The organism is Pantoea sp. JK (genome assembly GCF_026130245.1).
GTDB lineage: Bacteria > Pseudomonadota > Gammaproteobacteria > Enterobacterales > Enterobacteriaceae > Pantoea > Pantoea trifolii.
The window spans coordinates 1-26140 of the sequence record NZ_JAINFN010000017.1 but is presented as its reverse complement, the minus strand read 5'-3'; the positions used below and the strand labels follow the sequence as shown (position 1 = coordinate 26140).

21 protein-coding genes, 1 pseudogene and 1 riboswitch are annotated in these 26140 nt (G+C 53.6%); of the genes and pseudogenes, 6 read left to right on the top strand and 16 right to left on the bottom strand.

Features of this window, described 5'->3' with window-relative positions; genetic code table 11:
• Nucleotides 1–581: 581 nt before the first annotated feature.
• Both purH and purD read left to right on the top strand, forming a co-directional pair.
• Nucleotides 582–2171 (top strand): bifunctional phosphoribosylaminoimidazolecarboxamide formyltransferase/IMP cyclohydrolase, encoded by a 1590-nt coding sequence (purH, locus tag PanJK_RS23595; RefSeq protein WP_061720555.1) that lies wholly within the window; start codon nucleotides 582–584, stop codon nucleotides 2169–2171.
• Nucleotides 2172–2189: 18 nt separating this feature from the next.
• Nucleotides 2190–3470 (top strand): phosphoribosylamine--glycine ligase, encoded by a 1281-nt coding sequence (gene purD, locus PanJK_RS23590; protein WP_256698094.1) that lies wholly within the window; start codon nucleotides 2190–2192, stop codon nucleotides 3468–3470.
• A 44-nt stretch (nucleotides 3471–3514) separates the two neighbouring features.
• On the opposite strand, the gene PanJK_RS23585 is transcribed toward purD, so the two are convergent.
• The 6 genes from PanJK_RS23585 to nudC form a co-directional block, all read right to left on the bottom strand.
• A complete protein-coding gene (locus tag PanJK_RS23585) occupies nucleotides 3515–4180 on the bottom strand; it encodes a DUF1481 domain-containing protein (RefSeq protein WP_256698093.1) in 666 nt (221 codons plus the stop codon).
• A 68-nt stretch (nucleotides 4181–4248) separates the two neighbouring features.
• Entirely contained in the window at nucleotides 4249–4521 is a 273-nt protein-coding gene (gene hupA / locus PanJK_RS23580; RefSeq protein ID WP_007886275.1) for a nucleoid-associated protein HU-alpha, read from the bottom strand.
• 188 nt (nucleotides 4522–4709) lie between these two features.
• A complete protein-coding gene (locus PanJK_RS23575) occupies nucleotides 4710–5300 on the bottom strand; it encodes a YjaG family protein (protein ID WP_265303465.1) in 591 nt (196 codons plus the stop codon).
• Nucleotides 5301–5362: 62 nt separating this feature from the next.
• A complete protein-coding gene (gene nfi, locus PanJK_RS23570) occupies nucleotides 5363–6031 on the bottom strand; it encodes a deoxyribonuclease V (protein ID WP_008108420.1) in 669 nt (222 codons plus the stop codon).
• A gap of 2 nt (nucleotides 6032–6033) precedes the next feature.
• Nucleotides 6034–7101 carry a uroporphyrinogen decarboxylase gene (gene hemE, locus PanJK_RS23565; RefSeq protein ID WP_265303464.1) on the bottom strand — a complete coding sequence of 356 codons (1068 nt, stop codon included), beginning with the start codon at nucleotides 7099–7101 and terminating at the stop codon, nucleotides 6034–6036.
• Nucleotides 7102–7140: 39 nt separating this feature from the next.
• Entirely contained in the window at nucleotides 7141–7914 is a 774-nt protein-coding gene (nudC, locus tag PanJK_RS23560; protein ID WP_265303463.1) for an NAD(+) diphosphatase, read from the bottom strand.
• A gap of 88 nt (nucleotides 7915–8002) precedes the next feature.
• Between nudC and PanJK_RS23555 the strand changes: the two genes are divergently transcribed.
• The 3 genes from PanJK_RS23555 to thiE all read left to right on the top strand — a co-directional run bounded on the left by PanJK_RS23555 (nucleotide 8003) and on the right by thiE (nucleotide 11499).
• Entirely contained in the window at nucleotides 8003–8509 is a 507-nt protein-coding gene (locus PanJK_RS23555) for an Rsd/AlgQ family anti-sigma factor (protein WP_008108413.1), read from the top strand.
• Nucleotides 8510–8741: 232 nt separating this feature from the next.
• Nucleotides 8742–8842, top strand: a riboswitch (TPP riboswitch).
• Between the two features lie 90 nt (nucleotides 8843–8932).
• Nucleotides 8933–10855: a phosphomethylpyrimidine synthase ThiC gene (gene thiC, locus PanJK_RS23550; RefSeq protein WP_265303462.1), complete on the top strand. Its 1923-nt coding sequence runs from the start codon at nucleotides 8933–8935 to the stop codon at nucleotides 10853–10855.
• Nucleotides 10852–11499: a thiamine phosphate synthase gene (thiE, locus tag PanJK_RS23545; RefSeq protein WP_265303461.1), complete on the top strand. Its 648-nt coding sequence runs from the start codon at nucleotides 10852–10854 to the stop codon at nucleotides 11497–11499. Before thiC ends, thiE begins: the two co-directional genes overlap by 4 nt.
• Nucleotides 11500–11652: 153 nt before the next feature.
• Here the strand turns inward: thiE and PanJK_RS23540 are convergent, their stop codons facing one another.
• On the bottom strand, nucleotides 11653–13107 hold the full coding sequence (locus tag PanJK_RS23540) for a PLP-dependent aminotransferase family protein (RefSeq protein WP_265303460.1): 1455 nt from the start codon (nucleotides 13105–13107) through the stop codon (nucleotides 11653–11655).
• Nucleotides 13108–13282: 175 nt separating this feature from the next.
• Between PanJK_RS23540 and PanJK_RS23535 the strand changes: the two genes are divergently transcribed.
• Nucleotides 13283–13471: a DUF1127 domain-containing protein gene (locus PanJK_RS23535; RefSeq protein ID WP_008108404.1), complete on the top strand. Its 189-nt coding sequence runs from the start codon at nucleotides 13283–13285 to the stop codon at nucleotides 13469–13471.
• Nucleotides 13472–13537: 66 nt separating this feature from the next.
• Here PanJK_RS23535 and rpoC read toward each other — a convergent pair whose 3' ends face one another.
• The 9 genes and pseudogenes from rpoC to tuf form a co-directional block, all read right to left on the bottom strand.
• Nucleotides 13538–17761: a DNA-directed RNA polymerase subunit beta' gene (gene rpoC, locus PanJK_RS23530; RefSeq protein ID WP_008108402.1), complete on the bottom strand. Its 4224-nt coding sequence runs from the start codon at nucleotides 17759–17761 to the stop codon at nucleotides 13538–13540.
• Between the two features lie 78 nt (nucleotides 17762–17839).
• Entirely contained in the window at nucleotides 17840–21868 is a 4029-nt protein-coding gene (rpoB, locus tag PanJK_RS23525) for a DNA-directed RNA polymerase subunit beta (RefSeq protein ID WP_256698086.1), read from the bottom strand.
• Between the two features lie 332 nt (nucleotides 21869–22200).
• A complete protein-coding gene (rplL, locus tag PanJK_RS23520; RefSeq protein ID WP_256698085.1) occupies nucleotides 22201–22563 on the bottom strand; it encodes a 50S ribosomal protein L7/L12 in 363 nt (120 codons plus the stop codon).
• 66 nt (nucleotides 22564–22629) lie between these two features.
• Nucleotides 22630–23127 carry a 50S ribosomal protein L10 gene (rplJ, locus tag PanJK_RS23515; RefSeq protein ID WP_007886294.1) on the bottom strand — a complete coding sequence of 166 codons (498 nt, stop codon included), beginning with the start codon at nucleotides 23125–23127 and terminating at the stop codon, nucleotides 22630–22632.
• Nucleotides 23128–23475: 348 nt separating this feature from the next.
• Nucleotides 23476–24180 carry a 50S ribosomal protein L1 gene (gene rplA / locus PanJK_RS23510; RefSeq protein WP_008108395.1) on the bottom strand — a complete coding sequence of 235 codons (705 nt, stop codon included), beginning with the start codon at nucleotides 24178–24180 and terminating at the stop codon, nucleotides 23476–23478.
• Between the two features lie 3 nt (nucleotides 24181–24183).
• Nucleotides 24184–24612: a 50S ribosomal protein L11 gene (rplK, locus tag PanJK_RS23505; RefSeq protein ID WP_008108393.1), complete on the bottom strand. Its 429-nt coding sequence runs from the start codon at nucleotides 24610–24612 to the stop codon at nucleotides 24184–24186.
• 148 nt (nucleotides 24613–24760) lie between these two features.
• Entirely contained in the window at nucleotides 24761–25306 is a 546-nt protein-coding gene (gene nusG, locus PanJK_RS23500) for a transcription termination/antitermination protein NusG (RefSeq protein WP_008108391.1), read from the bottom strand.
• 1 nt (nucleotide 25307) lies between these two features.
• Nucleotides 25308–25691, bottom strand: coding sequence for a preprotein translocase subunit SecE (gene secE / locus PanJK_RS23495; protein WP_008108388.1), 384 nt, complete (start codon nucleotides 25689–25691; stop codon nucleotides 25308–25310).
• Between the two features lie 227 nt (nucleotides 25692–25918).
• Nucleotides 25919–26140, bottom strand: a pseudogene (gene tuf, locus PanJK_RS23490) (elongation factor Tu); the annotation flags it as partial.

The following is a 26140-nucleotide window of genomic DNA, read 5'->3' as shown; positions in this document are numbered from 1 at the left end:
ATAATGAATTTCATTATGTGTTCACTCGTGAGGCTTTGATATTTTGTTGCGTCCTAAGACGCTGATATCAATCCTGCGAGTGCCCACACAGATTGTCTGATAAATTGTTAAAGAGCGTTGCGAACAGCGGCTGAACCGTCTGTCGCGAGGTGGCGTATACTACGCTACTCTCCTTCGGAGTCAAACACTTTTTTCAGTGTTTTCATCCGGCGGAAGTTCTTGTCGAATCTTCCTCACCAACACCGCATTTCGTAAACCGTTGTGCCGTGTTGATGGATGCGCATTATAGGGAGTTGTTCTCAGCGCGCAACCGCTAAATTCAATAAAAACAACCGTTCGCTGCATTCCACAGCAAAACCCCGCCTTATACGCAGTTACACACAGTGTTATCCACACTCTGCCGCACAAATGAATTTAGGCGAGCATCACGCAAACGTTTTCGCTACAATGCCCGGCGACGTCAAGGATGCCCCTTTTGGGGCGTTACATGAGGCAAGCGTTTCCTTCTATATAGAAGAGAGACACTAAGCTTGATGTAACGCTCTTTTTTACGCGAAACAAAGCCAAGGGATAAAACCACCATGCAACAACGTCGTCCTGTACGCCGCGCTCTACTCAGTGTCTCTGACAAAGCCGGTATCCTCGAATTTGCTCAGGCACTCTCCAGTCGTGGTGTTGAGCTGCTCTCCACAGGCGGTACCGCACGTCTGCTGGCAGATGCGGGCCTGCCCGTCACCGAAGTTTCTGACTACACCGGTTTTCCGGAAATGATGGATGGACGCGTCAAAACGCTGCACCCGAAAGTGCATGGCGGCATTTTGGGTCGTCGTGGTCAGGATGATGCGATCATGGCTGAACACGCCATCAACCCAATCGACATGGTGGTCGTCAACCTGTATCCCTTCGCACAAACCGTTGCCAAACCTGATTGCTCATTAGCTGATGCGGTTGAGAACATCGATATCGGTGGCCCGACCATGGTTCGCTCAGCGGCGAAGAACCATAAAGACGTGGCGATCGTGGTCAAGAGCAGCGATTACGAGGCGATCATTGCTGAGCTGGATGCCAACGAAAACTCGCTCACGCTAGAAACGCGTTTCGATCTGGCCATCAAAGCCTTCGAACACACTGCCGCTTATGACAGCATGATCGCCAACTACTTCGGTAGCCTGGTGCCGGCTTATCACAGCGACAGCAAAGAGCCGGCCGGCCGCTTCCCGCGCACGCTTAACCTCAACTTCATCAAGAAGCAGGATATGCGTTACGGCGAGAACAGCCATCAGGATGCAGCCTTCTATATAGAAGAGAATGTTGCTGAAGCTTCTGTTGCCACCGCGCAGCAGGTTCAGGGCAAAGCGCTCTCTTACAACAACATCGCCGATACCGATGCCGCACTCGAGTGCGTGAAAGAGTTCGACGAAGCTGCTTGTGTGATCGTCAAACACGCTAACCCATGCGGCGTGGCGGTTGGCGGTTCGATCCTTGACGCTTACGAGCGTGCCTACAAAACTGACCCGACTTCTGCTTTCGGCGGCATCATCGCTTTCAACCGCGAGCTGGACGAAGCCACCGCACAGGCGATCATCAGCCGTCAGTTTGTTGAAGTGATCATCGCGCCATCCGCCAGCGAAGCAGCGCTGAAAGTGACTGCGGCCAAGCAGAACGTGCGCGTTCTGGTGTGTGGTCAGTGGCAAGGTCGTGTTGCGGCGCTGGATTTCAAACGCGTTAACGGCGGCGTCCTGGTTCAGGATCGCGATCTGGGCATGGTCGATGCTAGCCAGCTGCGCGTCGTCAGCAAGCGTCAGCCAACTGAGCAGGAACTGCGTGATGCGCTGTTCTGCTGGAAAGTGGCGAAGTTCGTTAAATCCAATGCCATCGTCTACGCACGTGACAATATGACCATCGGCATTGGCGCCGGCCAGATGAGCCGCGTTTACTCGGCCAAAATTGCCGGCATCAAAGCGGGTGATGAAGGTCTGGAAGTGAAAGGCTCCGCAATGGCGTCTGATGCATTCTTCCCTTTCCGCGACGGTATCGACGCCGCAGCGGCTGTCGGCATCAGCTGCGTGATTCAGCCAGGCGGTTCAATCCGTGATGATGAAGTGATTGCCGCCGCTGATGAGCACGGCATCGCGATGATCTTTACTGACATGCGTCATTTCCGCCATTAATTGTTGGGAGCAGTACAGATGAAAATTTTAGTGATTGGTAATGGCGGACGTGAGCACGCGCTGGCATGGAAAGCGGCACAATCGCCACTGGCCGAAACCGTGTTTGTCGCGCCTGGCAATGCGGGCACCGCGCTTGAGCCGGCTTTGCAAAACGTGGCAATCAGCGCCACCGACGTTGCCGCGCTGCTGGCTTTTGCGCAGCAGGAAAAAATCGATCTGACCATCGTTGGCCCGGAAGCGCCGCTGGTGATGGGTGTGGTTGATGCGTTCCGTGCGGCAGGTCTGAAGATCTTTGGCCCAACGCAAGCCGCCGCCCAGCTGGAAGGTTCAAAGGCGTTCACCAAAGATTTCCTGGCACGTCAGCAGATCCCAACCGCCGAATACCAGAACTTCACCGAAGTGGAGCCTGCGCTGGCCTATCTGCGCGAGAAAGGCGCACCGATCGTCATTAAAGCTGACGGTCTCGCCGCCGGTAAAGGCGTGATCGTGGCGATGGAACTGGCGGAAGCCGAAGCCGCTGTGCAGGATATGCTGGCTGGCAATGCGTTCGGCGATGCCGGTCACCGCATCGTGATTGAAGAGTTCCTTGATGGCGAAGAAGCCAGCTTTATCGTGATGGTCGACGGCAACAATGTGCTGCCGATGGCCACCAGCCAGGATCACAAGCGTGTCGGCGATGGCGATACCGGTCCAAACACCGGCGGCATGGGCGCGTATTCTCCGGCGCCAGTGGTGACCAATGAGATCCACCAGCGCGTAATGGATCAGATCATCTGGCCAACCGTTAACGGTATGAAAGCTGAAGGCAACATCTATACCGGTTTTCTGTATGCCGGTTTAATGATCGATAAAGCCGGTCAACCTAAAGTGATCGAGTTTAACTGCCGCTTCGGCGATCCGGAAACTCAGCCAATCATGCTGCGTCTGCAGTCGGATCTGGTTGAGCTGTGTCTGGCGGCTACCGATGGCAAACTGGATCAGCAAACCTCGCAGTGGGATCCGCGTCCCTCTCTCGGCGTGGTGTTAGCGGCGGGTGGTTATCCGGGCGATTACAACACAGGCGATCAGATTCATGGTCTGCCGCTGGAAGAAGTGCCGGACGGCAAAGTGTTCCACGCTGGTACCACCATGAAAGACGATCTGGTGGTGACTAACGGTGGCCGCGTACTGTGCGTGACCGCGCTGGGCGACGATGTAGCCGCAGCGCAGAAGAACGCTTATGCGCTGGCGCAGCATATTTCGTGGGATGGCAGCTTCTGCCGCCGCGATATCGGTTATCGCGCCATTAACCGCAAATAAGTACGCAAAGGGGCACAGCATGTGCCCCTTCTCTTATCTGCCTGCTAGAAATCACTCTCTTTTGGCTGCCAGCTGCATTCGTCATCCGGTGTAGCACGTAGCAGTTGCACACCTTCCGGCGCTTCCAGCCACGACACCATCAACGGCGCAGACTGGCTCTGCTGCTGGCGACTTAGCGTATACAGCGTGACGCGATCAAAGGCCGCATTCACCAGCTTGTCATCGCACTCTCGTACCTGATTGCCGCCCAGCCAATGGCCCTGACGCAGCAATACGCGGCCTGCAAGCAACGCATTGCTCTGATCCAGCATGCGCTGCGCATCGAAGCGATACAGCTCAACGCTATCAGCGCTGACTGCTTCACGTCGTCCCGCCAGCTGGCGCTGCATGAAATTGAGATTGCCCTGATGATCGAAGCGTAAGGTGACATCATCCGGCTGTGCACCCGCGACGCGTCGTTCGACGCTAATCAGCTTCTGCTGCTGCCAGTTGTAATCAGTGGTTTCCATCGCATCGCCATTAAAGGGCGTGAAGACCGTTCGCAGATGAACCACTTGATGGTCGCTATTCTTGCGCCAGATGCGCACGGTGCCGCGGTCGGCCAGATAGCCGCTCGCCGTAAAGGCAGGAAGATCAGGAGTGGAGCTACAGCCCGTAAGTAGCGCACCGAATAACAGGGCGCACACGCGCTGAGGAATTGAATTCAGCATGGCAGGTCCCGGCAACAAAAAGGGGCGCTAACGCCCCCTCTTTTAAAGCTAAACCGCAATGCGGAAACTTACTTAACAGCGTCTTTCAGAGCTTTGCCTGAAACGAACGCTGGCACGTTAGCCGCTGCAATTTTGATCTCTTTGCCAGTCTGCGGGTTGCGACCGGTACGCTCAGCGCGGTGGTTCACTTTAAAAGTACCAAAACCAACCAGTTGTACAGCATCACCTTCTTTCAGAGACTCAGTGATCGCAGCCAGGGTAGATTCCAGCGCAGTCTTAGCCTGGGTTTTAGACAGGTCAGCTTTCTCTGCGATCACATCAATCAGTTGAGTCTTGTTCATAAGTTATCCTTAAAGTGTATTTATCGCTTGCTAAGCAACGAGTGCGAGGGAAAAGCCCTTCTCAGGCCTTGTTCAGCCGGCACGCACCGATAGCCACAATTTTCAGCCCCCCAAATGTAGACCAGACAGGGGGCCGATGTGAAGCCTCCAGGCGCGGTAATTCGGGCCTGAAGTCACGTTTTCTTGCCTTATTGCTGAAAAAGTATACCGATGTTACTGATTCCCGCTTCGCGCAGGTCTGCACGCAGGCCTTTAATCAATTCGAGGTCGCGCTCTTCGCACTCTGACAGCAGGCGGAAAATCTCCCACTGCAGGTCCCATTCATCGATTACCGCCTGATTTCCACGCAGCTCTTCGTCGGTCATTTCGCGACCGGCCTGCGTCATTTCCAGAATCGCCACGGTGGTGATCGATGTACGGCTGACTTCAATGGCGTGCTCCAGCGTTTCGCCGCTGAGTTGTGCATGCAGCAGTTCACTTAATGCCACGCAGGCATCAATCGCCGGATGCACACCGTAAACCTCAAAATCATCACCATTAGGGATCGCCGCTTCAAATTTCTCCAGCTGACCGTCGAAATTGATTTTGGCATCTTTGACCGTCAGGCTTTCCCAGATTAGATCGAGGATGCGGCGATAGAGTTGCGGATCGGCGAATTCGGTCTGCTGACAGAAAGCCCAATAGTTGGGGAACATACGCTCGCACAGGCAGGCCATGAAAGTCATATGCTGCCAGCTTTCAAGCTTCGCCAGACGCAAATGGACGGGATTCTGTAACATCAAACTTACTCTCAATAGGTTAGCTGGCGGCAGTGTACCGCAAAAGCCGGGCACAAACAGCGTTAAGGCGTATTTTGCCAGCGCAGAAAGGCCGGGCGTCCAGAGGCGACAGCATCCGCCCAACGCGTCGGTTCCGGCAAACGATAGCCTGCGGTACAGGCTTCCACCCAATGCAAGGCGCTATCCATGCTGACCCGATGGCCGGTCGAGATAAACAGCGGATTACAGCGCGCTTTACTGCGCCATACCCAGCCAATCTGCTCACCTTTGTCGAGCAGCGGCTGACGGCTGCCTGGCTCAGCGTCCAGCTCAGCAAAACGCCCGCATAGACGCTTCTTCGCTACGCCAATGGTAGGCACATCCACCAGCGATCCGAAATGCGCCGCCACGCCAAGCCGACGCGGATGGGAAATACCGTGACCATCAACAAACAGCAGATCGGGCATGTGGGAGAGCTGCTGCCAGGCTTCCAGCAGTGCCGGCATTTCGCGGAAGGATAAGAAGCCCGGAATATACGGCATGGTAGTGGCCACGCGTGCAATGCGATGTTCCACCAGCGTTAAGGATGGATACTCGAGGATGACCAGAGCAGCGCGTGTGATCTCACCGCCCTGTTCAAAACCTACGTCGGCGCCACCAATAAAACGCGGCGGCAGCACGTCGAAATCATCCTGCCGCACCACATCAGCAGCGCGTTGCAACTGTTCCTGGCGTAGTGCGGCTAAATCCACCATCAGCCCTGATGATAAGGACGTGACAGACGATGCACCGCTTCTACAAACGCACCGGCATGCTCAGGCGGTACGTCTGGATGGATGCCGTGGCCCAGGTTAAACACGTGGCCTTCGCCCGCGCCAAAACCTTCAAGAATCCCGGCTACTTCCTGCTCGATGCGCGCAGGCGGTGCATACAGCATGGAAGGATCCATGTTGCCCTGCAGCGCCACTTTGTCACCTACGCGACGACGCGCATCGGCGATATCGGTGGTCCAGTCGAGCCCCAGCGCATCACAGCCGGTCGCGGCTATCGCTTCCAGCCATTGGCCGCCACCTTTGGTGAACAGCGTAATAGGTACGCGACGACCTTCGTTCTCGTGCAGCACGCTATCGACGATTTTATGCATGTAATAGAGCGAGAATTCGCGATAGTCGCGTCCGGTCAGCACGCCGCCCCATGTATCGAACACCATGATCGACTGCGCGCCAGCTTTGATCTGCGCATTGAGATAAAGAATCACGCTGTCCGCCAGCTTATCCAGCAATTTGTGCAGGGTTTGCGGCTCGGCGTACATCATCTTTTTGATTTTTGTGAAGGCTTTGCTGCTGCCGCCTTCAACCATGTAGGTTGCCAGCGTCCACGGGCTGCCGGAGAAACCGATCAGCGGCACTTCGCCTTTAAGGTTGTGACGAATGGTACGCACCGCGTTCATCACATAACCGAGTTCATGCTCTGGATCCGGCACCGGCAGTTTGTCGACATCCGCACGACAGGTGATCGGGTTGGAGAAACGCGGGCCTTCGCCGGTCTCAAAGTAGAGCCCAAGTCCCATCGCATCCGGAATGGTGAGGATATCGCTGAAGAGGATTGCCGCATCCAGCGCATAGCGACGCAGCGGTTGCAGCGTGACTTCACACGCCAGCTCAGCATTCTTACACAGCGACATAAAATCACCGGCTTCAGCGCGCGTGGCTTTGTACTCCGGCAAATAGCGCCCGGCTTGTCGCATCATCCATACCGGCGTGACATCTACCGGCTGACGTAACAGGGCGCGCAGATAACGATCGTTCTTCAGTTCACTCATAATGGGCTCTCTCATGCTAAGGCCGGCAGTGTAGCATTTTCACGCCGCGCTGGCGCGACACAGGGCAACAGTATCTTCAATCAGGCGACGCGCCACCGTGCCGGGCGGCGGTAACAGCGGCAGATTGTCATAGCGATACCAACCGGCATCCAGCAGCTCTTTGCCGTCGTGTTGCAGATCGCCACCATCATATTCCGCCATATACGCCATCATCAGGGAATGCGGGAACGGCCACGGCTGCGAGGTCACGTAACGCACATTTTTCACCCGCACGTTACTCTCCTCCATCACTTCCCGCGCTACCGCTTGTTCTAAGGTTTCGCCCACTTCGACGAACCCTGCCAGCACGGTATAGATGTTGTTGCGATGACGCGCATGATTGGCAAGCAGGATCTCATCGCCACGACGGATGGCCACGATGATGCACGGCGCAATTTGCGGGTAATAGCGCTCGCGGCAATGATTGCACAAGCAGGCAAATTCGCGTTTGCTGATGTGCATCTCATGGCCGCAATAGCCGCACCAGCGATGCGAACGGTAAAACTCCGCCAGCTGCACGCCACGCCCGACGATTTGGAACAGGCCGACATCCTCATCAATCAGTTGGCGCACCGAGCCCATGCTGTCCGGGCGCGACTCGCGTACCAGCCAGACATTCTCGCCCTGCCACTCGCCAATCAACATGCCGTTGCTGCCGTTCAGGCCAAAATCGCTGGCTAAGCCATGCGGCAATTCACCCTGCGGCATCCAAAGTTTTTGCTCATGGCTGACAACCCACCAACCAGCGTCTAAGCTTGAGATCTCACGTTGCATCTTAATCGTTGTCCTTAGCGTCAAATCGCACGCTGAAATCCTAATATTAAGTGTGTAATTAACAACTATAACCTACCTGGAGCCCCATATGCTTAACCAGTTAGAGAACCTGACAGAGCGTGTCGGTGGCAGAAATGAATTGGTGGATTCATGGCTGCGCGCCCGTCGACAGCTGCTCGTCACTTACTACGAGCTTATTGGCATGAAGCCACAAAAAGATGCGTTAACTGCGCTGGATGAACAGGCGCTGGATGCGTTTTGTCACAACCTGGTAGATTACCTGTCTACCGGCCATTTCAGCGTGTATGAACACATCATTAGTGAGATGCAGGGTGATAGCCCATTAATCGTGGCCGCGCAGATTTATCCGGCACTTGAGGCGAATACCGATCGCATCATGCAGCTTTACGACACCCATCTGCAGCAAGCAATTAACGATGATAATTGCGTGGATTTTCAAACCGCGCTCTCCGAAGTCGGTGAAGTGCTGGAATCGCGCTTTACGCTGGAAGATAAGTTGGTACAGCTCGCCTGGGATCACCAGCTGGCGCGCCCGCCGGTGGCCAATGACAGCGTCATCGCCCGCCCGGCTTAACATCCTGAAGTTGTAAAAAACTTGTTATTCAAGAAAAGCCCTCTTATGCTGAATGGGCTTTTTTATTGCCTCTTCAAAACATGAAGAGCCAAATTTTGCGGTTTAAGCGTAGCGTGCGCAGCCAGTTTGCACTCGGACAGCGCGCAGGGACCGGAGCGTACACGTAGTACGTGACGGTCACGAGCACTGCCCAGGTGCAAAATGGCAAGCAAAGTAGCTTAAACCACAAAACACAACCTTGTCGGAGTGCCCTCCGGGGCTGAGACCGTTAATTCGGGATCCGCGGAACCTGATCAGGTTAGTACCTGCGAAGGGAACAAGAGTAGACATCATCAGCACGTTGCAAGCTGGCGCCCAGCATCGTCGCTGTTACTCCTTCCGAACTCTGGACAAGCAACTTCCAACCGTTACCGGAAACTTGCTATGTCTGCTAAAACGTCTCGTCGTGAACAGCGCGCTCAGGCGCAAGAATTTATCGATTCCCTGCAGGGAACCGCTTTCCCCAACTCCAAACGTATCTGGATCACCGGCAGCCGCGCGGATATTCGCGTGCCGATGCGTGAGATACAGCTCAGCCCGACACACATCGGCGGCAGCAAAGAACATCCGCAATATGAGCCGAATGAAGCGGTGCCGGTATACGACACCGCCGGTGCTTATGGCGATCCTCAAGCCACTATTGATGTGCATCAGGGACTCGCCAGGCTGCGCGCTAACTGGATCGAAGAATGTGACGACAGTGAAACTATCCACCAGCTAAGTTCCAGCTACACGCAGCAACGTCTGGCGGATGAAGGCTTGGATCACCTGCGTTTTGAGCATCTGCCACAACCGCGCCGCGCCAAAGCGGGTCGCCGGGTTACCCAACTGCACTATGCGCGACAGGGCATCATCACGCCGGAGATGGAGTTTATTGCGCTGCGTGAAAACATGGGCCGCGAGCGTATTCGCGGTGAAGTGCTGCTACAGCAGCATCCGGGCCACAGCTTTGGCGCTAATCTGCCGGAAAATATCACCGCTGAATTTGTTCGCCAGGAAGTCGCCAGCGGCCGCGCCATCATTCCTTCTAACATCAACCATCCCGAATCCGAACCGATGATCATCGGCCGCAACTTCCTGGTGAAGGTAAATGCCAATATTGGTAACTCGGCGGTGAGTTCATCGATTGAAGAAGAAGTGGAGAAGCTGGTGTGGTCGACGCGCTGGGGCGCAGACACCGTGATGGATCTCTCAACCGGCCGCTACATCCATGAAACGCGCGAGTGGATTTTGCGAAACAGCCCGGTGCCGATTGGTACAGTGCCGATTTATCAGGCGCTGGAAAAAGTGAACGGCATTGCAGAAGATCTCAACTGGGCGATTTTCCGCGACACGCTGCTGGAGCAAGCGGAACAAGGCGTTGACTACTTCACCATTCACGCTGGCGTATTGCTACGCTATGTGCCGATGACGGCCAACCGGCTGACCGGCATTGTGTCGCGCGGCGGCTCGATTATGGCGAAATGGTGCCTGTCGCATCACACCGAAAGCTTCCTCTATCTGCACTTCCGCGAGATTTGTGAAATTTGTGCCGCCTACGATGTGGCACTGTCGCTCGGCGACGGCCTGCGTCCCGGTTCAATTCAGGATGCCAACGATGAGGCGCAATTTGCCGAACTGCATACGCTGGGCGAACTGACCAAAATTGCCTGGGAATACGATGTGCAGGTGATGATTGAAGGTCCGGGACACGTGCCGATGCAAATGATTCGTCGCAATATGACCGAACAGCTTGAGCATTGTCACGAAGCGCCGTTTTACACGCTTGGCCCGCTCACCACCGATATCGCGCCCGGCTATGACCATTTCACTTCCGGCATCGGCGCGGCCATGATTGGCTGGTTCGGCTGCGCCATGCTGTGCTACGTGACGCCGAAAGAGCACCTCGGTTTGCCCAATAAAGAGGATGTGAAGCAAGGGCTGATCACCTACAAGATCGCCGCGCACGCAGCGGATCTGGCGAAAGGCCATCCGGGCGCGCAGATCCGCGACAATGCGATGTCGAAAGCGCGTTTTGAATTTCGCTGGGAAGATCAGTTCAATCTGGCGCTCGATCCGCACACCGCACGCGCCTATCACGATGAAACTTTGCCGCAGGAATCAGGCAAAGTGGCGCACTTCTGCTCAATGTGCGGCCCGAAATTCTGCTCAATGAAAATTACTCAGGAAGTGCGCGAGTTTGCCGCCCGCCAGCAGGCTGAAGCTCAGCCGATTGAGGTGGGAATGGCGCAAATGTCGGATGCCTTCCGCAATCGTGGCGGCGAGCTTTATCACGCTGCCGATACCCTTAAAGAGGAAAATGTATGACCGACACCTTTCCTGCCACGGCCCCAAAACTGGGGCTGTATCCGGTTGTCGATAGCGTGGAATGGATCGCGCGCTTACTGGAAGCCGGTGTGCGCACCATTCAGCTGCGCATCAAAGATTGTGAAGATCATGAGGTGGAAGATGCCGTGCGCGAGGCGATTGCGCTTGGCAAACAGTATCGGGCACGCCTGTTTATCAATGATTACTGGCGCTTAGCCATTAAATATCATGCTTATGGCGTGCACCTTGGCCAGGAAGATCTCGATGTCGCCGATCTGGCGGCCATTCGTGAGGCGGGATTGCGCCTGGGTTTATCGACGCATGACGATGCCGAGCTGGATCGAGCGCTGGCGCTGCGCCCTTCTTACATTGCGCTTGGCCACATCTATCCTACGCAAACCAAAGACATGCCATCTGCGCCGCAGGGCGTGGTGGAATTGAAACGCCATCTGTCGCGTTTACAGGATGTGCCAACCGTGGCGATTGGCGGTATTTCACTGGCGCGCGTGCCTGAAGTGCTGGCTACCGGCGTGGGCAGTATTGCTGTGGTGAGTGCGATTACCCAGGCCTCAGACTGGCGCGCAGCAACGCAGCAGTTGCTGTCACTGGTGGAAAATGGAATCGAACCTGCAAAAGTAATGTAATGCGTGGTAAGTGAGGATGAAACGCTGGAATCTGTCGCGCAGCAGCGTGATGTGATGGCTAGCGCCCTTTCCTGATAAAGCTAAAGTGTGCCTGCCCGCTGTCGCTTGCAGCGGGCCAGGGCTGGTCTTAACCTCTCCCAGCCCTGCCTTTCTTCACATAGTCAGGGAGGAGGTATGTACGGTTTCCACACTACAAGCCAGCATGGCACGTTCTACTGCTGCACCGAGTTGGGCTATCGCCTGTTCCGTATGCTCATTCATTGGCAAACCATAATTCAGGCGCAAGCAGTTGCGATACTTGCCCGAGGCCGAAAACAGCGAGCCCACCGCAACCTGCATGTTCAGCTCACGCAATTCGGTATTGAGCCTGACCGCGTCAAACGCCTCTGGCAATTCAATCCACATCAGGAAACTGCCCTGCGGACGCGACACACAAATCCCGCACGGGAAGTAGTGGCGCACCCAACAGCTAAAGGTTTCGTAGTTGCGTTGATACACCTGACGCATGCGCCGCAAATGCGGCAGATAATGACCAAGGCGTATAAACTCGGCGACCGCATGCTGCGGCTGTGTGGCCGTCGACCCGGTGCTGATGTATTTCATATGCAGCACGCGATCGCGATAGCGCCCCGGCGCCACCCAACCGACCCGCAATCCCGGCGCCAGCGTTTTGGAGAACGAACTGCACAGCAACACGCGGCCATCGTGGTCCAGCGACTTGATGGTAACCGGACGCGGATATTCCCACGCCAGCTCACCATACACATCGTCTTCAATAATCGCGGCATCGAAACGCTGCGCCAGCGTAACCAGCGCACGTTTGCGAGATTCCGGCATGATGAAGCCCAGCGGATTATTGCAGTTGGGCACTACCACCACCGCTTTGATCGGCCACTGCTCGAACGCCAGTTCCAGCGCTTCCAGGCTGATGCCTGTGACCGAATCGGTAGGAATTTCAATAGCGCGAATGCCGAAGCCGCGCAGGGTTTGCATGGTGCCGTGGAAAGTCGGCGATTCCACCGCAATGATGTCGCCGGCCTGGCATATTGCACGAATCGAAATCGACAACGCTTCATGGCAGCCGGTGGTAATCACGATATCTTCTGCCGTGAGCTGACAACCGCTGTCAACCGTCAGACGCGCAACCTGTTCACGCAATGCCGCGACGCCCAACAAACTGTCATAGTTGAGCTGATCAATTTCCTGCCTCTGCGCCATGCGGCTCTGAATTTTCCACAGCGGTTTCAACGTGGGCTGAGTGAGATCGGGAATACCGCTGCCGAGTTGCAATACATCGCTGTTAGTCCGGCTGCTGAGCAGCTCCAGCACAGATTCCCACTGTGTGATTTCCACCGGGCGCTGTGCCGGTCGGGTTATGGCGGGCATCGGCGGCGTCGATTTGCGCGTTGCAACGAAATACCCGGATCGAGGCTGCGGCACGATCAGCTGTTTCTCTTCCAGCAGATGATATGCCTGCTGAACGGTACTGATACTCACGCCGTGTTCCAGGCTAAGCGTGCGCACCGATGGCAAGCGCTCGCCGCTGCGATACAGCCCTTGCTCAATTCGATCCGAAAGCAAACATGCCAAATGTTGGTAGCGCGTCATCGTATGCCTCACTCAGCCTTAGATCATAACAAACCAGTACAGATAGCCCTTATTATTACCATTCAGATTCATCACAGCGCAATCTGTATGTTAAAGATAAGTGATTTTTGCGTCTGTATCATAATACGCAGGCATTGGACAATGCATCTCAGGCAACCTACTGAGGGCAAGGATTATGGAATTCGATCAAAACCGCGCGGCTAAACCTTTTGATGTCACTTTACTGGATATCTTCCGTGGCGCAGTACGTATGGTTAAACACTGGAAAGCACGGCGGGAAACGCATCGCATCCTGTCAAAACTGAGTGACAATCAGCTGCGGGATATCGGACTGACACGCGAAGATGTCTGCCGTAAGTTCTGACAAAATCAAGACGAAAAAAAACCCTGCCGAGGCAGGGTTTTTTATTGGTCAGCTTTAGCAGACGAATTACTCGTCGTCGCTTCCGCCCAGACCGGCGTTCAGCAATTCAGCCAGGCTAGCAGAGGCTTCATCCGCAGTAACCTGCGGTGCAACCGGTGCTTCACCCGCAGAGCGGCGACGCATACGATCCTGGTGATAAGCATAACCGGTACCGGCTGGGATCAGACGACCCACGATTACGTTCTCTTTCAGGCCGCGCAGTTCATCGCGCTTACCTGCAACTGCTGCTTCGGTCAGGACACGTGTGGTCTCCTGGAACGATGCTGCAGAGATGAACGATTCGGTTGCCAGTGACGCTTTGGTGATACCCAGCAGATCGCGCATGAATGTCGCGCCGATTTTGCCATTCGCTTCAAGTTCACGGTTAGAGATCTTGATGCGAGAGTATTCAGCCTGCTCACCTTCCAGGAAGTCGGTGCTTCCCACGCTCGAGATGGTTGCTTTACGCAGCATCTGACGAACGATGACTTCGATGTGTTTATCGTTAATCTTAACGCCTTGCAGACGGTAAACTTCCTGCACTTCGTTGGTGATGTAACGGGTAACAGCATGGACGCCACGCAGACGCAGGATGTCGTGCGGAGACTCTGGGCCGTCAGATACGACGTCACCACGTTCTACGCGCTCACCTTCGAATACGTTAAGCTGACGCCATTTTGGAATCATCTCTTCATACGGATCGCTACCATCAACCGGCGTGATTACCAGACGACGCTTACCTTTGGTCTCTTTACCGAAGGAGATGATACCGCTGATCTCCGCCAGGATTGCTGGCTCTTTCGGACGACGCGCTTCGAACAAGTCAGCAACGCGCGGCAGACCACCGGTAATATCCTTGGTACCGCCAGATTCCTGCGGAACACGCGACAGCGTATCACCGGCACTGATCTTAACGCCATCTTCCAGCTGAACAATCGCTTTGCCCGGCAGGAAGTACTGTGCTGGCATGTCGGTACCTGGAATCAGAACATCATTTCCGTTGGCATCAACAATTTTCAGCGCAGGACGCAGATCTTTACCACCCGCAGTACGTTCTGCAGAATCCAGAACCACCAGCGATGACAGACCGGTTAAGTCGTCAGTCTGACGCGTAATGGTCTGACCGTCGATCATGTCAGTGAAGCGAATGAAACCGCCCACTTCGGTGATTACCGGCATGGTATGTGGATCCCAGTTTGCTACGGTCTCGCCCGCTGCAACCTGCTCGCCATCACCTTTAGCCATAACCGCACCGTAAGGGACTTTATAGCTCTCTTTGGTACGACCGAACTCGTCGATCATCTTCAGCTCGACGTTACGTGAAACGATAACCAGTTTTCCTGAGGAGTTGGTTACAGACTTCGCGTTGGTAAGCTTAATAGTACCTTTGTTCTTCACCTGGATGCTGGATTCAGCAGCCGCACGAGATGCCGCACCACCGATGTGGAACGTACGCATCGTCAGCTGAGTACCCGGCTCACCGATGGACTGTGCTGCGATAACACCGATGGCCTCACCTTTGTTGATGATGTGACCACGTGCCAGATCGCGACCGTAGCAGTGTGCGCACACACCGAAGTCGGTTTCACAGCCAACAACCGAGCGCACTTTGATCGCATCGACTGAATTCAGTTCGATCACATCACACCAGTGCTCATCGATCAGGGTGTTACGCGGGATCAGGATGTCTGCAGTGCCCGGCTTCAGAACGTCTTCAGCCGTTACACGACCCAGTACACGCTCACGCAGCGGCTCTTTAACGTCACCACCTTCGATGACCGGAGTCATCATGATGCCTTCGAACGTGCCGCAGTCATCTTCGGTAACAACCAGATCCTGCGCTACGTCTACCAGACGACGCGTCAGATAACCGGAGTTAGCAGTTTTCAGTGCGGTATCCGCAAGGCCTTTACGCGCACCGTGCGTGGAGATGAAGTACTGGAGTACGTTCAGACCTTCACGGAAGTTCGCGGTGATCGGCGTTTCGATGATTGAGCCATCTGGCTTAGCCATCAGACCACGCATACCGGCCAGCTGACGAATCTGTGCAGCAGAACCACGCGCACCGGAGTCGGCCATCATGTAGATGCTGTTGAACGATACCTGCTGCTCTTCTTCGCCATGACGGTTGATCACGGTTTCAGTTTGCAGGTTATCCATCATCGCTTTGGAAACGCGTTCGTTAGCAGCGGCCCAAATATCGATAACTTTGTTGTAACGTTCGCCAGCAGTTACCAGACCAGACTGGAACTGTTCCTGAATCTCAGCAACTTCCGCTTCCGCTTCGGCTACGATTTCCGCTTTCTTCGCTGGGATTACCATGTCGTCGATACCTACAGAGGCACCTGAACGGGCTGCGTAAGCAAAACCGGTGTACATGGTTTGGTCAGCAAAGATAACGGTTGGCTTCAGGCCCAGGATGCGGTAACAGGTGTTCAGCATCTTGGAAATTGCTTTCTTACCCAGCGCCTGGTTGACGATGGAGTAAGGCAGGCCTTTCGGAACGATCATCCACAGAATCGCACGACCAATGGTGGTGTCGATAATGCTGGTTTTCGCAACGAACTCTTCCTGCTCGTTCTTTGTGTATTCAGTGATACGCACTTTAACGCGTGCATGCAGCTCGGCCAGGCCAGCGCGGTAAACACGCTCAGCTTCTTTCGGGCCAGTCAGCACCATGCCTTCGCCTTTGGCGTTCACTTTGTCGCGGGTCATGTAGTACAGACCCAAAACAACGTCCTGTGAAGGAACGATGATTGGCTCGCCGTTCGCGGGTGACAGAATGTTGTTGGTCGACATCATCAGCGCACGCGCTTCCAGCTGGGCTTCCAGCGTCAGCGGTACGTGAACAGCCATCTGGTCACCATCGAAGTCGGCGTTATATGCCGCACAAACCAGCGGGTGCAGCTGGATCGCTTTACCTTCGATCAGAACCGGTTCAAACGCCTGGATACCCAAACGGTGCAGAGTTGGTGCACGGTTCAGCAGTACCGGGTGTTCGCGGATCACTTCGTCCAGGATATCCCAAACGACAGCTTCTTCGCGCTCAACCATTTTCTTCGCGGCTTTGATGGTGGTGGCCAGGCCACGCAGTTCCAGCTTGCCGTAAATGAACGGTTTGAACAGCTCAAGAGCCATTTTCTTCGGCAGACCGCACTGATGCAGACGCAGGTATGGACCAACGGTGATAACTGAACGACCAGAGTAGTCAACACGTTTACCCAACAGGTTCTGACGGAAACGACCCTGTTTACCTTTGATCATGTCTGCCAGAGATTTCAGCGGACGCTTGTTCGAGCCAGTGATGGCGCGACCGCGACGGCCGTTATCCAGCAGTGCATCAACCGCTTCCTGCAGCATACGTTTTTCGTTACGTACGATGATATCTGGCGCAGCCAGATCCAGCAGGCGTTTCAGACGGTTGTTACGGTTGATCACGCGACGATACAGATCGTTCAGATCCGACGTAGCGAACCGACCACCATCCAGCGGTACCAGCGGGCGCAGATCTGGCGGCAGAACCGGCAGAACGGTCAGGATCATCCACTCTGGCTTGTTACCAGACTGAACGAACGCTTCCAGCAGCTTGATACGCTTGGTCAGCTTTTTACGTTTGGTCTCGGAGTTGGTTTCGTTCAGCTCTTCACGCAGCTGCTCGCACTCCTGCTCCAGATCCATATTTTTCAGCAGCGCCTGGATAGCTTCCGCACCCATCTTCGCGTCGAATTCGTCACCGAACTCTTCCAGCGCATCAAGGTACTGCTCTTCCGTCAGAATCTGACGTTTTTCCAGGTTGGTCATGCCGCCTTCGATAACCACATAAGATTCGAAGTACAGCACGCGCTCGATATCACGCAGTGGCATATCCAGCAGCAAGCCGATACGCGAAGGCAGTGATTTCAGGAACCAAATGTGCGCAGTTGGAGAAGCCAGCTCAATGTGGCCCATGCGCTCACGACGTACTTTGGTCTGTGTAACTTCAACGCCACACTTCTCACAGATTACGCCGCGATGTTTTAAACGCTTGTACTTTCCGCACAGGCATTCGTAATCTTTTACCGGTCCGAAAATACGGGCACAGAAAAGACCGTCACGCTCAGGCTTGAAGGTACGGTAGTTAATGGTTTCCGGCTTTTTAACTTCACCAAAAGACCATGAACGGATCATGTCTGGCGAGGCCAGAGCAATTTTGATCGCATCAAACTCTTCGGTCTTAGTTTGCGCTTTCAGAAACTTAAGTAAGTCTTTCACGGATTAGCTCCCGTCGGAGTGGAACTCTCAGGGACGCGCACCCGAAGTGCACGTCCCGTAACCAGTACTTGCGAGTACTTACTCGTCTTCCAGCTCGATGTTGATACCCAGCGAGCGAATCTCTTTCAACAGTACGTTGAAGGATTCCGGCATGCCCGGTTCCATCTGATGGTTACCGTCGACGATGTTTTTATACATCTTCGTACGGCCGTTAACGTCATCAGATTTAACGGTAAGCATTTCCTGCAGGGTATACGCGGCACCGTATGCTTCCAGTGCCCACACTTCCATCTCACCGAAGCGCTGTCCACCGAACTGCGCTTTACCACCCAGCGGCTGCTGAGTAACCAAGCTGTAAGAACCGGTAGAACGTGCGTGCATCTTGTCGTCGACCAGGTGGTTCAGTTTTAGCATGTACATGTAACCTACGGTTACCTGACGCTCAAACTGCTCACCGGTACGGCCGTCGAACAGGGTGATCTGACCGGAAGAAGGCAAGCCGCCGAGCTGCAACAGCTCTTTGATTTCGCTCTCTTTCGCACCGTCAAACACCGGAGTCGCGATTGGCATACCCTTCTTCAGGTTTTCTGCCAGACGCAGCACTTCGTCGTCTGTAAAGGTGTTCAGGTCAACTTTCTGACGCACATCAGTGCCCAGATCGTAAGCACGCTGGATGAACTCACGCAGTTTGGAGACTTCTTCCTGCTTCTTCAGCATCGCATTGATTTTTTCACCAATGCCTTTCGCCGCCATACCGAGGTGAGTTTCCAGGATCTGACCGATGTTCATACGCGATGGTACGCCCAGCGGGTTCAGTACGATATCGACCGGCGTACCGTTCTCATCGTAAGGCATGTCTTCGATAGGGTTGATCTTAGAGATAACACCCTTGTTACCGTGACGACCTGCCATCTTGTCACCAGGCTGGATCTGACGTTTAACGGCCAGATACACCTTAACGATTTTCAGCACGCCTGGTGCCAGATCATCGCCTTGAGTGATCTTGCGACGCTTCGCTTCAAGTTTCTTCTCAAACTCGTGCTTCAGCTCGTCATACTGCTCAGCCAGCTGCTCCAGAGAATTCTGCTTCTCTTCGTCAGTCAGGCCCAGCTCCAACCAGCGCTCACGTGGCAGTTTGTCCAGCTTCTCAGCTTCAACACCACCCGATATCAGTACTGCCTGGATACGGCCGAACAGGCCCGCTTCAAAGATCTGCAGTTCTTCAGACAGGTCTTTCTTAACCTGCTTCAGCTGCATCTCTTCGATTTCCAGCGCGCGCTTGTCTTTTTCCACGCCATCGCGGGTAAAGACCTGCACGTCGATAACCGTACCGGATACGCCGTTCGGAACGCGCAGTGACGAATCTTTCACGTCAGAGGCTTTTTCACCGAAGATCGCACGCAGCAGTTTCTCTTCTGGCGTCAGCTGGGTTTCACCTTTCGGCGTTACCTTACCAACCAGAATGTCGCCACCGGTCACTTCCGCACCGATATACACGATGCCGGATTCATCCAGTTTAGAAAGCGCAGCTTCACCCACGTTCGGGATATCAGCGGTGATCTCTTCTGGCCCCAGCTTGGTGTCGCGAGACACACATGCCAGTTCCTGGATGTGAATAGTGGTGAAACGGTCTTCCTGAACCACACGCTCGGATACGAGGATGGAGTCTTCGAAGTTGTAACCGTTCCATGGCATGAACGCCACGCGCATGTTCTGACCCAGCGCCAGTTCACCGAGATCGGTAGACGGGCCATCTGCCAGCACGTCGCCACGCTCAATCGGCTCACCCAGATTGACACACGGCATCTGGTTGATGCAGGTGTTCTGGTTAGAACGGGTGTACTTGGTCAGGTTATAGATGTCGATACCCGCTTCGCCCGGATACATCTCTTCTTCGTTAACTTTGATAACGATACGAGAAGCATCAACGTACTGAACGGTACCACCACGTTTCGCGACGGCAGTTACACCGGAGTCAACCGCTACTGCACGTTCCATACCGGTACCAACCAGCGGCTTATCAGCGCGCAGAGTTGGAACCGCCTGACGTTGCATGTTCGCACCCATCAAGGCGCGGTTAGCATCATCGTGTTCCAGGAACGGAATCAGTGACGCACCGACAGAAACCACCTGTTGGGTGGAAACGTCCATGTAGTCAACCTGATCGCGGCTGAACAGGCTTGACTCACCCTTGCTACGGCAGGTGACGAGGTCGTCAACAAAGCTGCCATCTTCTGCGAGGTTGGTGTTCGCCTGAGCGATAACGTAGTTACCCTCTTCAATTGCAGAGAGGTAATGAATTTCATCACTCACTTTTCCGTCAACAACGCGACGATACGGGGTTTCTAGGAAACCGTATTCGTTAGTCTGCGCGTAAACAGAGAGTGAGTTAATCAGACCGATGTTCGGGCCTTCCGGGGTTTCAATAGGACATACACGACCGTAGTGGGTTGGGTGTACGTCACGTACTTCGAAACCGGCGCGCTCACGGGTCAGGCCGCCTGGGCCCAGAGCAGAGATACGACGTTTGTGCGTAATCTCAGACAACGGGTTGTTCTGATCCATAAACTGGGACAGCTGGCTTGAACCGAAGAACTCTTTCACCGCCGCCGAAATCGGCTTAGCGTTGATCATGTCCTGAGGCATCAGCGTATCGAGGTCGCCCAAAGACAGACGCTCTTTAACTGCACGCTCAACACGAACCAGGCCAACACGGAACTGGTTTTCTGCCATTTCGCCAACAGAACGAATACGACGGTTACCGAGGTGATCGATATCATCCACTTCACCGATACCGTTACGGATACCGATAAGCTTTTTCATCACTTCGATGATGTCGTCTTTGCTCAGGATACCTGAACCTTCGATCTCTTCACGCAGCAGAGAACGGTTGAACTTCATGCGGCCAACCGCAGAAAGATCGTAACGATCTTCAGAGAAGAACAGGTTCTCGAACAGGTTTTCAGCGGCTTCACGCGTTGGTGGCTCACCAGGACGCATCATGCGGTAGATCTCAACCAGCGCGCTTAAGCGATCGTTGGTTGGGTCAACACGCAGGGTCTCGGAGATGTACGCACCGTGATCCAGGTCGTTGGTGAACAGCGTTTCAATGCGCTTGTGGCCTGACTGGCTCAGCTTCGCCAGCAGATCCAGTGACAATTCCATGTTCGCTGGAACGATCAGCTCGCCGGTGTTCAGATCGACGTAGTCTTTAGCAACCACTTTGCCAGCAATGTATTCAACTGGCACTTCGATGTGCTGAATGTTGTCTTTTTCCAGCTGACGGATGTGGCGCGCAGTGATGCGACGACCTTTCTCAACGTAGACCGTGCCGTTTGCTTCGATATCGAAGGAGGCGGTTTCACCACGCAGGCGCTCAGGCACCAGTTCCATCTGCAGTTTGTTATCGCGGATTTCGTAAACGACTTTGTCAAAGAACAGATCCAGGATTTGTTCTGAGGTGAAGTTTAACGCGCGCAGAATGATACTGGCCGGCAGCTTACGACGACGATCAATACGGACGAAGAGGTTGTCTTTCGGGTCAAACTCGAAGTCGAGCCATGAACCGCGGTAAGGGATGATACGTGCGTTATACAGCACTTTACCGGAAGAGTGCGTTTTACCCTTATCGCTGTCGAAGAACACGCCAGGACTACGGTGCAGCTGAGAAACGATAACACGCTCAGTACCATTGATAACAAAGGTACCGTTGTCCGTCATGAGTGGAATCTCACCCATGTAGACTTCTTGTTCTTTAATGTCTTTTACGGTGCCTTCCGGCGCTTCGCGCTCGTAGATCACCAGACGCAGTTTCACGCGCAGCGGTGCCGAATAGGTCACGCCACGGATCTGACATTCAGTTACGTCAAAGACAGGCTCACCCAAACGGTAGCTTACATACTGCAACTCAGAGTTGCCGCTGTAGCTTGAGATTGGGAATACGGAGCGGAAGGCTGCTTCCAGACCGTACTGGCCTTCTGGATCTTGCTCGATAAACTTCTGGAACGAGTCAAGCTGGATAGAAAGGAGATAAGGTATGTCCAAAACTTGTGGACGTTTACCAAAATCCTTACGAATACGTTTTTTCTCGGTATAGGAGTAAACCATGGGGTTCCTCAGCTAGCTGACATGTCGAACCACGCTGTCCGTCCTGAAAAGGACAGTTCATGCAACACTATTTTTTGTTTTTCATGCGATGCGCAGCACCCCATGCAATACATCTTTCTATCACTCTTAAATCATTTCATCGCCGTTGCTTAGGCAGGGAACCTTTGCAGGAGAGCGATATATTAAGGCGTCGATAGAAAAAGATATTGAAGAGGAATGACGGACAAACAGTGCGAAACGCCATCATTCCCCTGTAGCGCAAAAAGGCTGGTGACCTAAACAGTCACCAGCCATCAGCCTAATGTAACTCAGGCTGCAACCCGAAGGTTGTCTTACTTAACTTCAACGTCAGCGCCAGCTTCTTTCAGCAGTGCTTCCAGAGCAGCTGCGTCATCTTTGCTGATGCCTTCTTTGATTGCGCCAGTAGCTTCAACCAGGTCTTTAGCTTCTTTCAAGCCCAGGCCTGTTGCAGTACGAACCGCTTTGATTACTGCGACTTTGTTAGCGCCAGCAGCTTTCAGAATTACGTCGAATTCAGTTTTCTCTTCAACAGCTTCAGCTGGGCCAGCAGCAACAGCTACAGCAGCAGCAGCAGAAACGCCGAATTTTTCTTCCATAGCAGAAACCAGCTCAACTACTTCCATTACGGACATAGCGGCAACAGCTTCCAGAATTTGGTCTTTAGTGATAGACATATCGATTGTTCCTAAAAATCAGAAAAAGTTTATACGTTAGCAAGCACGAAGGAAAAGAATTTGGCCTTAAGCCGCTTCTTTTGCATCGCGCACAGCAGCCAGAGTACGGACCAGTTTGCCAGCAGCGGCTTCTTTCATGGTCGACATCAGACGTGCCAGTGCTTCTTCGTAAGTCGGCAGAGTTGCCAGACGGTCAATATTGGCCGCCGTGATCAGCTCACCTTCAAAGGCTGCAGCTTTGACCTCAAATTTTGCATTCGCTTTAGCGAAATCTTTGAACAGACGAGCAGCAGCGCCCGGGTGTTCCAAAGAGTATGCAATCAGGGTCGGACCAACAAACGTGTCTTTCAGGCACTCGAAAGGAGTACCTTCAACGACGCGGCGCAGCAGGGTGTTACGAACAACACGCATGTAAACGCCAGCTTCACGACCTGCTTTACGCAGTTCGGTCATTTTATCAACGGTTACGCCGCGGGAATCCGCAACAACCGCTGAAAGCGCGCCTTTGGCTACTTCGCTAACTTCAGCAACAATCGCTTGTTTGCCTTGAAGATTTAATGCCATTAGCTTTGCTCCTGGATTGGCCGGGAATAATTTCCCGGAACTCACTTCACTCATTCACCCGAAGGCGATAAGCGCTATTACACGGTGAGCAGAATCCAGCGAAGAAAAAATTCTTTTTGGTTCTGTCACCGTCTACGCAGGGTATTAAGCAAGATATCCGAAAATATTCTGCTCCTGCGGTCTCGGACGGAGGCCAGGATAAGGCCTGGCTCCAACCTAAGCGATTGAATAACTAAGCGTTTAGACTTTGTCATTCACTCACTTTGAATCTGGGTTCTGAATTGCGTTAACAACCAGAACAACGGGCGTAAGATTCTAGATGAATTTTTCGCCCGTTACAAGCAGCAATTAGTTTGCTGATGCGCTCAGACCAGCCTGGTCAACGGCAACGCCGGCGCCCATGGTGGTAGAGATGCTGACTTTCTTGATGTACACGCCTTTCGCCTGAGATGGTTTAGCTTTTTTCAGCGCAACCAGCAGGGATTCCAGGTTTTCTTTCAATTTGTCAGTGTCAAAATCCACTTTACCGATGGTGGTGTGGATGATGCCGTTTTTGTCGTTACGATAACGAACCTGACCTGCTTTAGCATTTTTAACTGCTTCAGCAACGTTAGGGGTTACAGTACCAACTTTCGGGTTTGGCATCAGACCGCGTGGGCCCAGAACCTGGCCCAACTGGCCAACAACGCGCATTGCATCTGGAGATGCGATAACAACGTCAAAGTTCATTTCGCCTTTTTTGATCTGCTCAGCCAGGTCTTCCATACCAACTAGCTCTGCGCCAGCTGCTTTAGCAGCTTCAGCGTTTGCACCTTGGGTGAAGACGGCAACACGTACTGAACGACCAGTACCGTGTGGCAGAACGGTCGCGCCGCGCACGTTCTGATCAGATTTACGTGCATCGATGCCGAGGTTAACAGCAACGTCAACGCTTTCAACAAACTTAGCGGTAGCCAGTTCTTTCAACAGAGCAACAGCTTCGGTGATGTCGTACTGCTTGGTCGCGTCAACTTTGTCGCGAATTACGCTCATGCGCTTGGTCAGCTTAGCCATTTCTTAATCCTCTACTACCAGGCCCATGGAACGAGCAGTACCTTCGATAGAGCGAGTCATCGCTTCTACGTCAGAACCTGTCATGTCCGCAGCTTTAGTTTCTGCGATTTCACGTACCTGAGCACGAGTCACTTTACCGACTTTATCTTTGTTCGGCTTACCAGAACCAGACTTGATGCCCGCTGCTTTTTTCAGCAGAACGGCAGCCGGAGGCGTTTTAGTAACGAAAGTGAAGGAACGGTCGCTGTATACGGTGATAACAACTGGAGTAGGCAGGCCTTTCTCCAGAGATTCTGTCTTAGCGTTAAACGCTTTGCAGAATTCCATGATGTTAACACCCTGCTGACCCAGAGCTGGACCAACAGGTGGGCTTGGGTTAGCCATACCAGCTGCAACCTGCAGCTTGACGTAGGCTTGTACTTTCTTGGCCATGATATTTCCTCAATTGGGTTTTAGCGCCTGAAAAACAGGCTCCCCGTGGTAACGATTTACACGCTAATAGCAGCGCATAAAAACAAAAGGCGCGAAATTATAGGTAAATTTCGCGCCTTCCGCAAGAGCTAAAAAGTGAACAATAGGGTTAAGCTTTTTCCACCTGAGCGAAGTCGAGTTCCACTGGCGTTGCACGGCCAAAGATGGAAACAGAAACTTTCAAGCGGCTCTTCTCGTAGTCCACTTCTTCGACCACACCGTTGAAATCGGCAAACGGACCGTCGCTGACGCGCACCATTTCGCCTGGCTCGAACAGCGTTTTTGGACGCGGCTTATCACCAACCTGCTGCAGGCGGTTCATAATCGCATCAACTTCTTTATCACTGATTGGCGCAGGACGATCGGACGTTCCGCCGATAAAGCCCATCACACGCGGTACACTGCGTACCAAGTGCCAGCTGGCGTCATTCATTACCATCTGGACCAATACGTAGCCAGGAAAGAATTTACGTTCGCTTTTGCGACGTTGGCCACCACGGATCTCGACGACTTCTTCAGTCGGCACCATGACTTCGCCAAAAAGCTCTTCCATGTTGTGCAGTTTGATATGCTCGTGCAGCGATTTAGCTACGCGAGCTTCAAAACCGGAGAACGCCTGAACGACGTACCAGCGTTTTTTTGGAGCTTCAGACATCTCAGAACCTCAGGCCAGTGATAAACGATACCAGACGGACCAGAATACCATCCAGCCCCCACAAAATCAGTGACATCACGGCAGTTACCGCGGCAACGATTAACGTGGTGTGCAATGTTTCCTGGCGAGTTGGCCAAATGACCTTACGCATTTCGGTTCTTGCTTCACGGGCAAATGCCACAGTCGCTTTGCCTTTGATTGTCAGCAGTGCGATGCCGCCTGCTGCAGCAATCAGCACTACTACAGCCAGCGCACGCAGCGGCAGAGTTACATCGCGATAAATATAGTTGCCGACAATTGCTACCAGGAGCAATGCGATCACAACTACCCATTTCATCGCTTCAAGGCCGCGCCCGCTTCCTTGAGCTTCGGTATTCGCACTCATAAACCAACCTGCCACAATAATTCAGAAACTATTCTGCCCCGCAGAGCGAGGCATCCAAACCGAATGAGCTTTTGAGCGTAACTCGGTATCCAACGCCGTGAAACAGAGCCTGTCTCAACAATGATTATGATTGAAAATCACTGATGAGCCAGGTTCTATGTAACAGCGTGCAAAAAGGGCATCAAATGATGCCCTTTCCTTGTGCATTGCGTCAAATATTATCGCAATTAAGCGATAATTTCAGCAACAACACCCGCACCAACAGTACGGCCGCCTTCACGGATTGCGAAACGCAGACCCTGATCCATAGCGATTGGCTTGATCAAAGTTACGGTCATTTTTACGTTGTCGCCTGGCATTACCATCTCAACGCCTTCTGGCAGCTGAACGTCACCGGTCACGTCAGTAGTACGGAAGTAGAACTGAGGACGGTAGCCTTTGAAGAACGG

What these genes read in the sequence shown, in the direction of transcription:
- secE (WP_008108388.1), bottom strand. Translation starts at nt 25,691, where the DNA reads ATGAGTGCGAATACCGAAGCTCAAGGAAGCGGGCGCGGCCTTGAAGCG.
- nusG (WP_008108391.1), bottom strand. Translation starts at nt 25,306, where the DNA reads ATGTCTGAAGCTCCAAAAAAACGCTGGTACGTCGTTCAGGCGTTCTCC.
- rplA (WP_008108395.1), bottom strand. Translation starts at nt 24,180, where the DNA reads ATGGCTAAGCTGACCAAGCGCATGAGCGTAATTCGCGACAAAGTTGAC.
- PanJK_RS23575 (WP_265303465.1), bottom strand. Translation starts at nt 5,300, where the DNA reads ATGTTACAGAATCCCGTCCATTTGCGTCTGGCGAAGCTTGAAAGCTGG.
- purD (WP_256698094.1), top strand. Translation starts at nt 2,190, where the DNA reads ATGAAAATTTTAGTGATTGGTAATGGCGGACGTGAGCACGCGCTGGCA.
- PanJK_RS23540 (WP_265303460.1), bottom strand. Translation starts at nt 13,107, where the DNA reads ATGACGCGCTACCAACATTTGGCATGTTTGCTTTCGGATCGAATTGAG.
- PanJK_RS23585 (WP_256698093.1), bottom strand. Translation starts at nt 4,180, where the DNA reads ATGCTGAATTCAATTCCTCAGCGCGTGTGCGCCCTGTTATTCGGTGCG.
- hupA (WP_007886275.1), bottom strand. Translation starts at nt 4,521, where the DNA reads ATGAACAAGACTCAACTGATTGATGTGATCGCAGAGAAAGCTGACCTG.
- PanJK_RS23535 (WP_008108404.1), top strand. Translation starts at nt 13,283, where the DNA reads ATGGAATTCGATCAAAACCGCGCGGCTAAACCTTTTGATGTCACTTTA.
- thiE (WP_265303461.1), top strand. Translation starts at nt 10,852, where the DNA reads ATGACCGACACCTTTCCTGCCACGGCCCCAAAACTGGGGCTGTATCCG.
- rplK (WP_008108393.1), bottom strand. Translation starts at nt 24,612, where the DNA reads ATGGCCAAGAAAGTACAAGCCTACGTCAAGCTGCAGGTTGCAGCTGGT.
- rplJ (WP_007886294.1), bottom strand. Translation starts at nt 23,127, where the DNA reads ATGGCATTAAATCTTCAAGGCAAACAAGCGATTGTTGCTGAAGTTAGC.
- rplL (WP_256698085.1), bottom strand. Translation starts at nt 22,563, where the DNA reads ATGTCTATCACTAAAGACCAAATTCTGGAAGCTGTTGCCGCTATGTCC.
- nudC (WP_265303463.1), bottom strand. Translation starts at nt 7,914, where the DNA reads ATGCAACGTGAGATCTCAAGCTTAGACGCTGGTTGGTGGGTTGTCAGC.
- hemE (WP_265303464.1), bottom strand. Translation starts at nt 7,101, where the DNA reads ATGAGTGAACTGAAGAACGATCGTTATCTGCGCGCCCTGTTACGTCAG.
- PanJK_RS23555 (WP_008108413.1), top strand. Translation starts at nt 8,003, where the DNA reads ATGCTTAACCAGTTAGAGAACCTGACAGAGCGTGTCGGTGGCAGAAAT.
- thiC (WP_265303462.1), top strand. Translation starts at nt 8,933, where the DNA reads ATGTCTGCTAAAACGTCTCGTCGTGAACAGCGCGCTCAGGCGCAAGAA.
- purH (WP_061720555.1), top strand. Translation starts at nt 582, where the DNA reads ATGCAACAACGTCGTCCTGTACGCCGCGCTCTACTCAGTGTCTCTGAC.
- rpoB (WP_256698086.1), bottom strand. Translation starts at nt 21,868, where the DNA reads ATGGTTTACTCCTATACCGAGAAAAAACGTATTCGTAAGGATTTTGGT.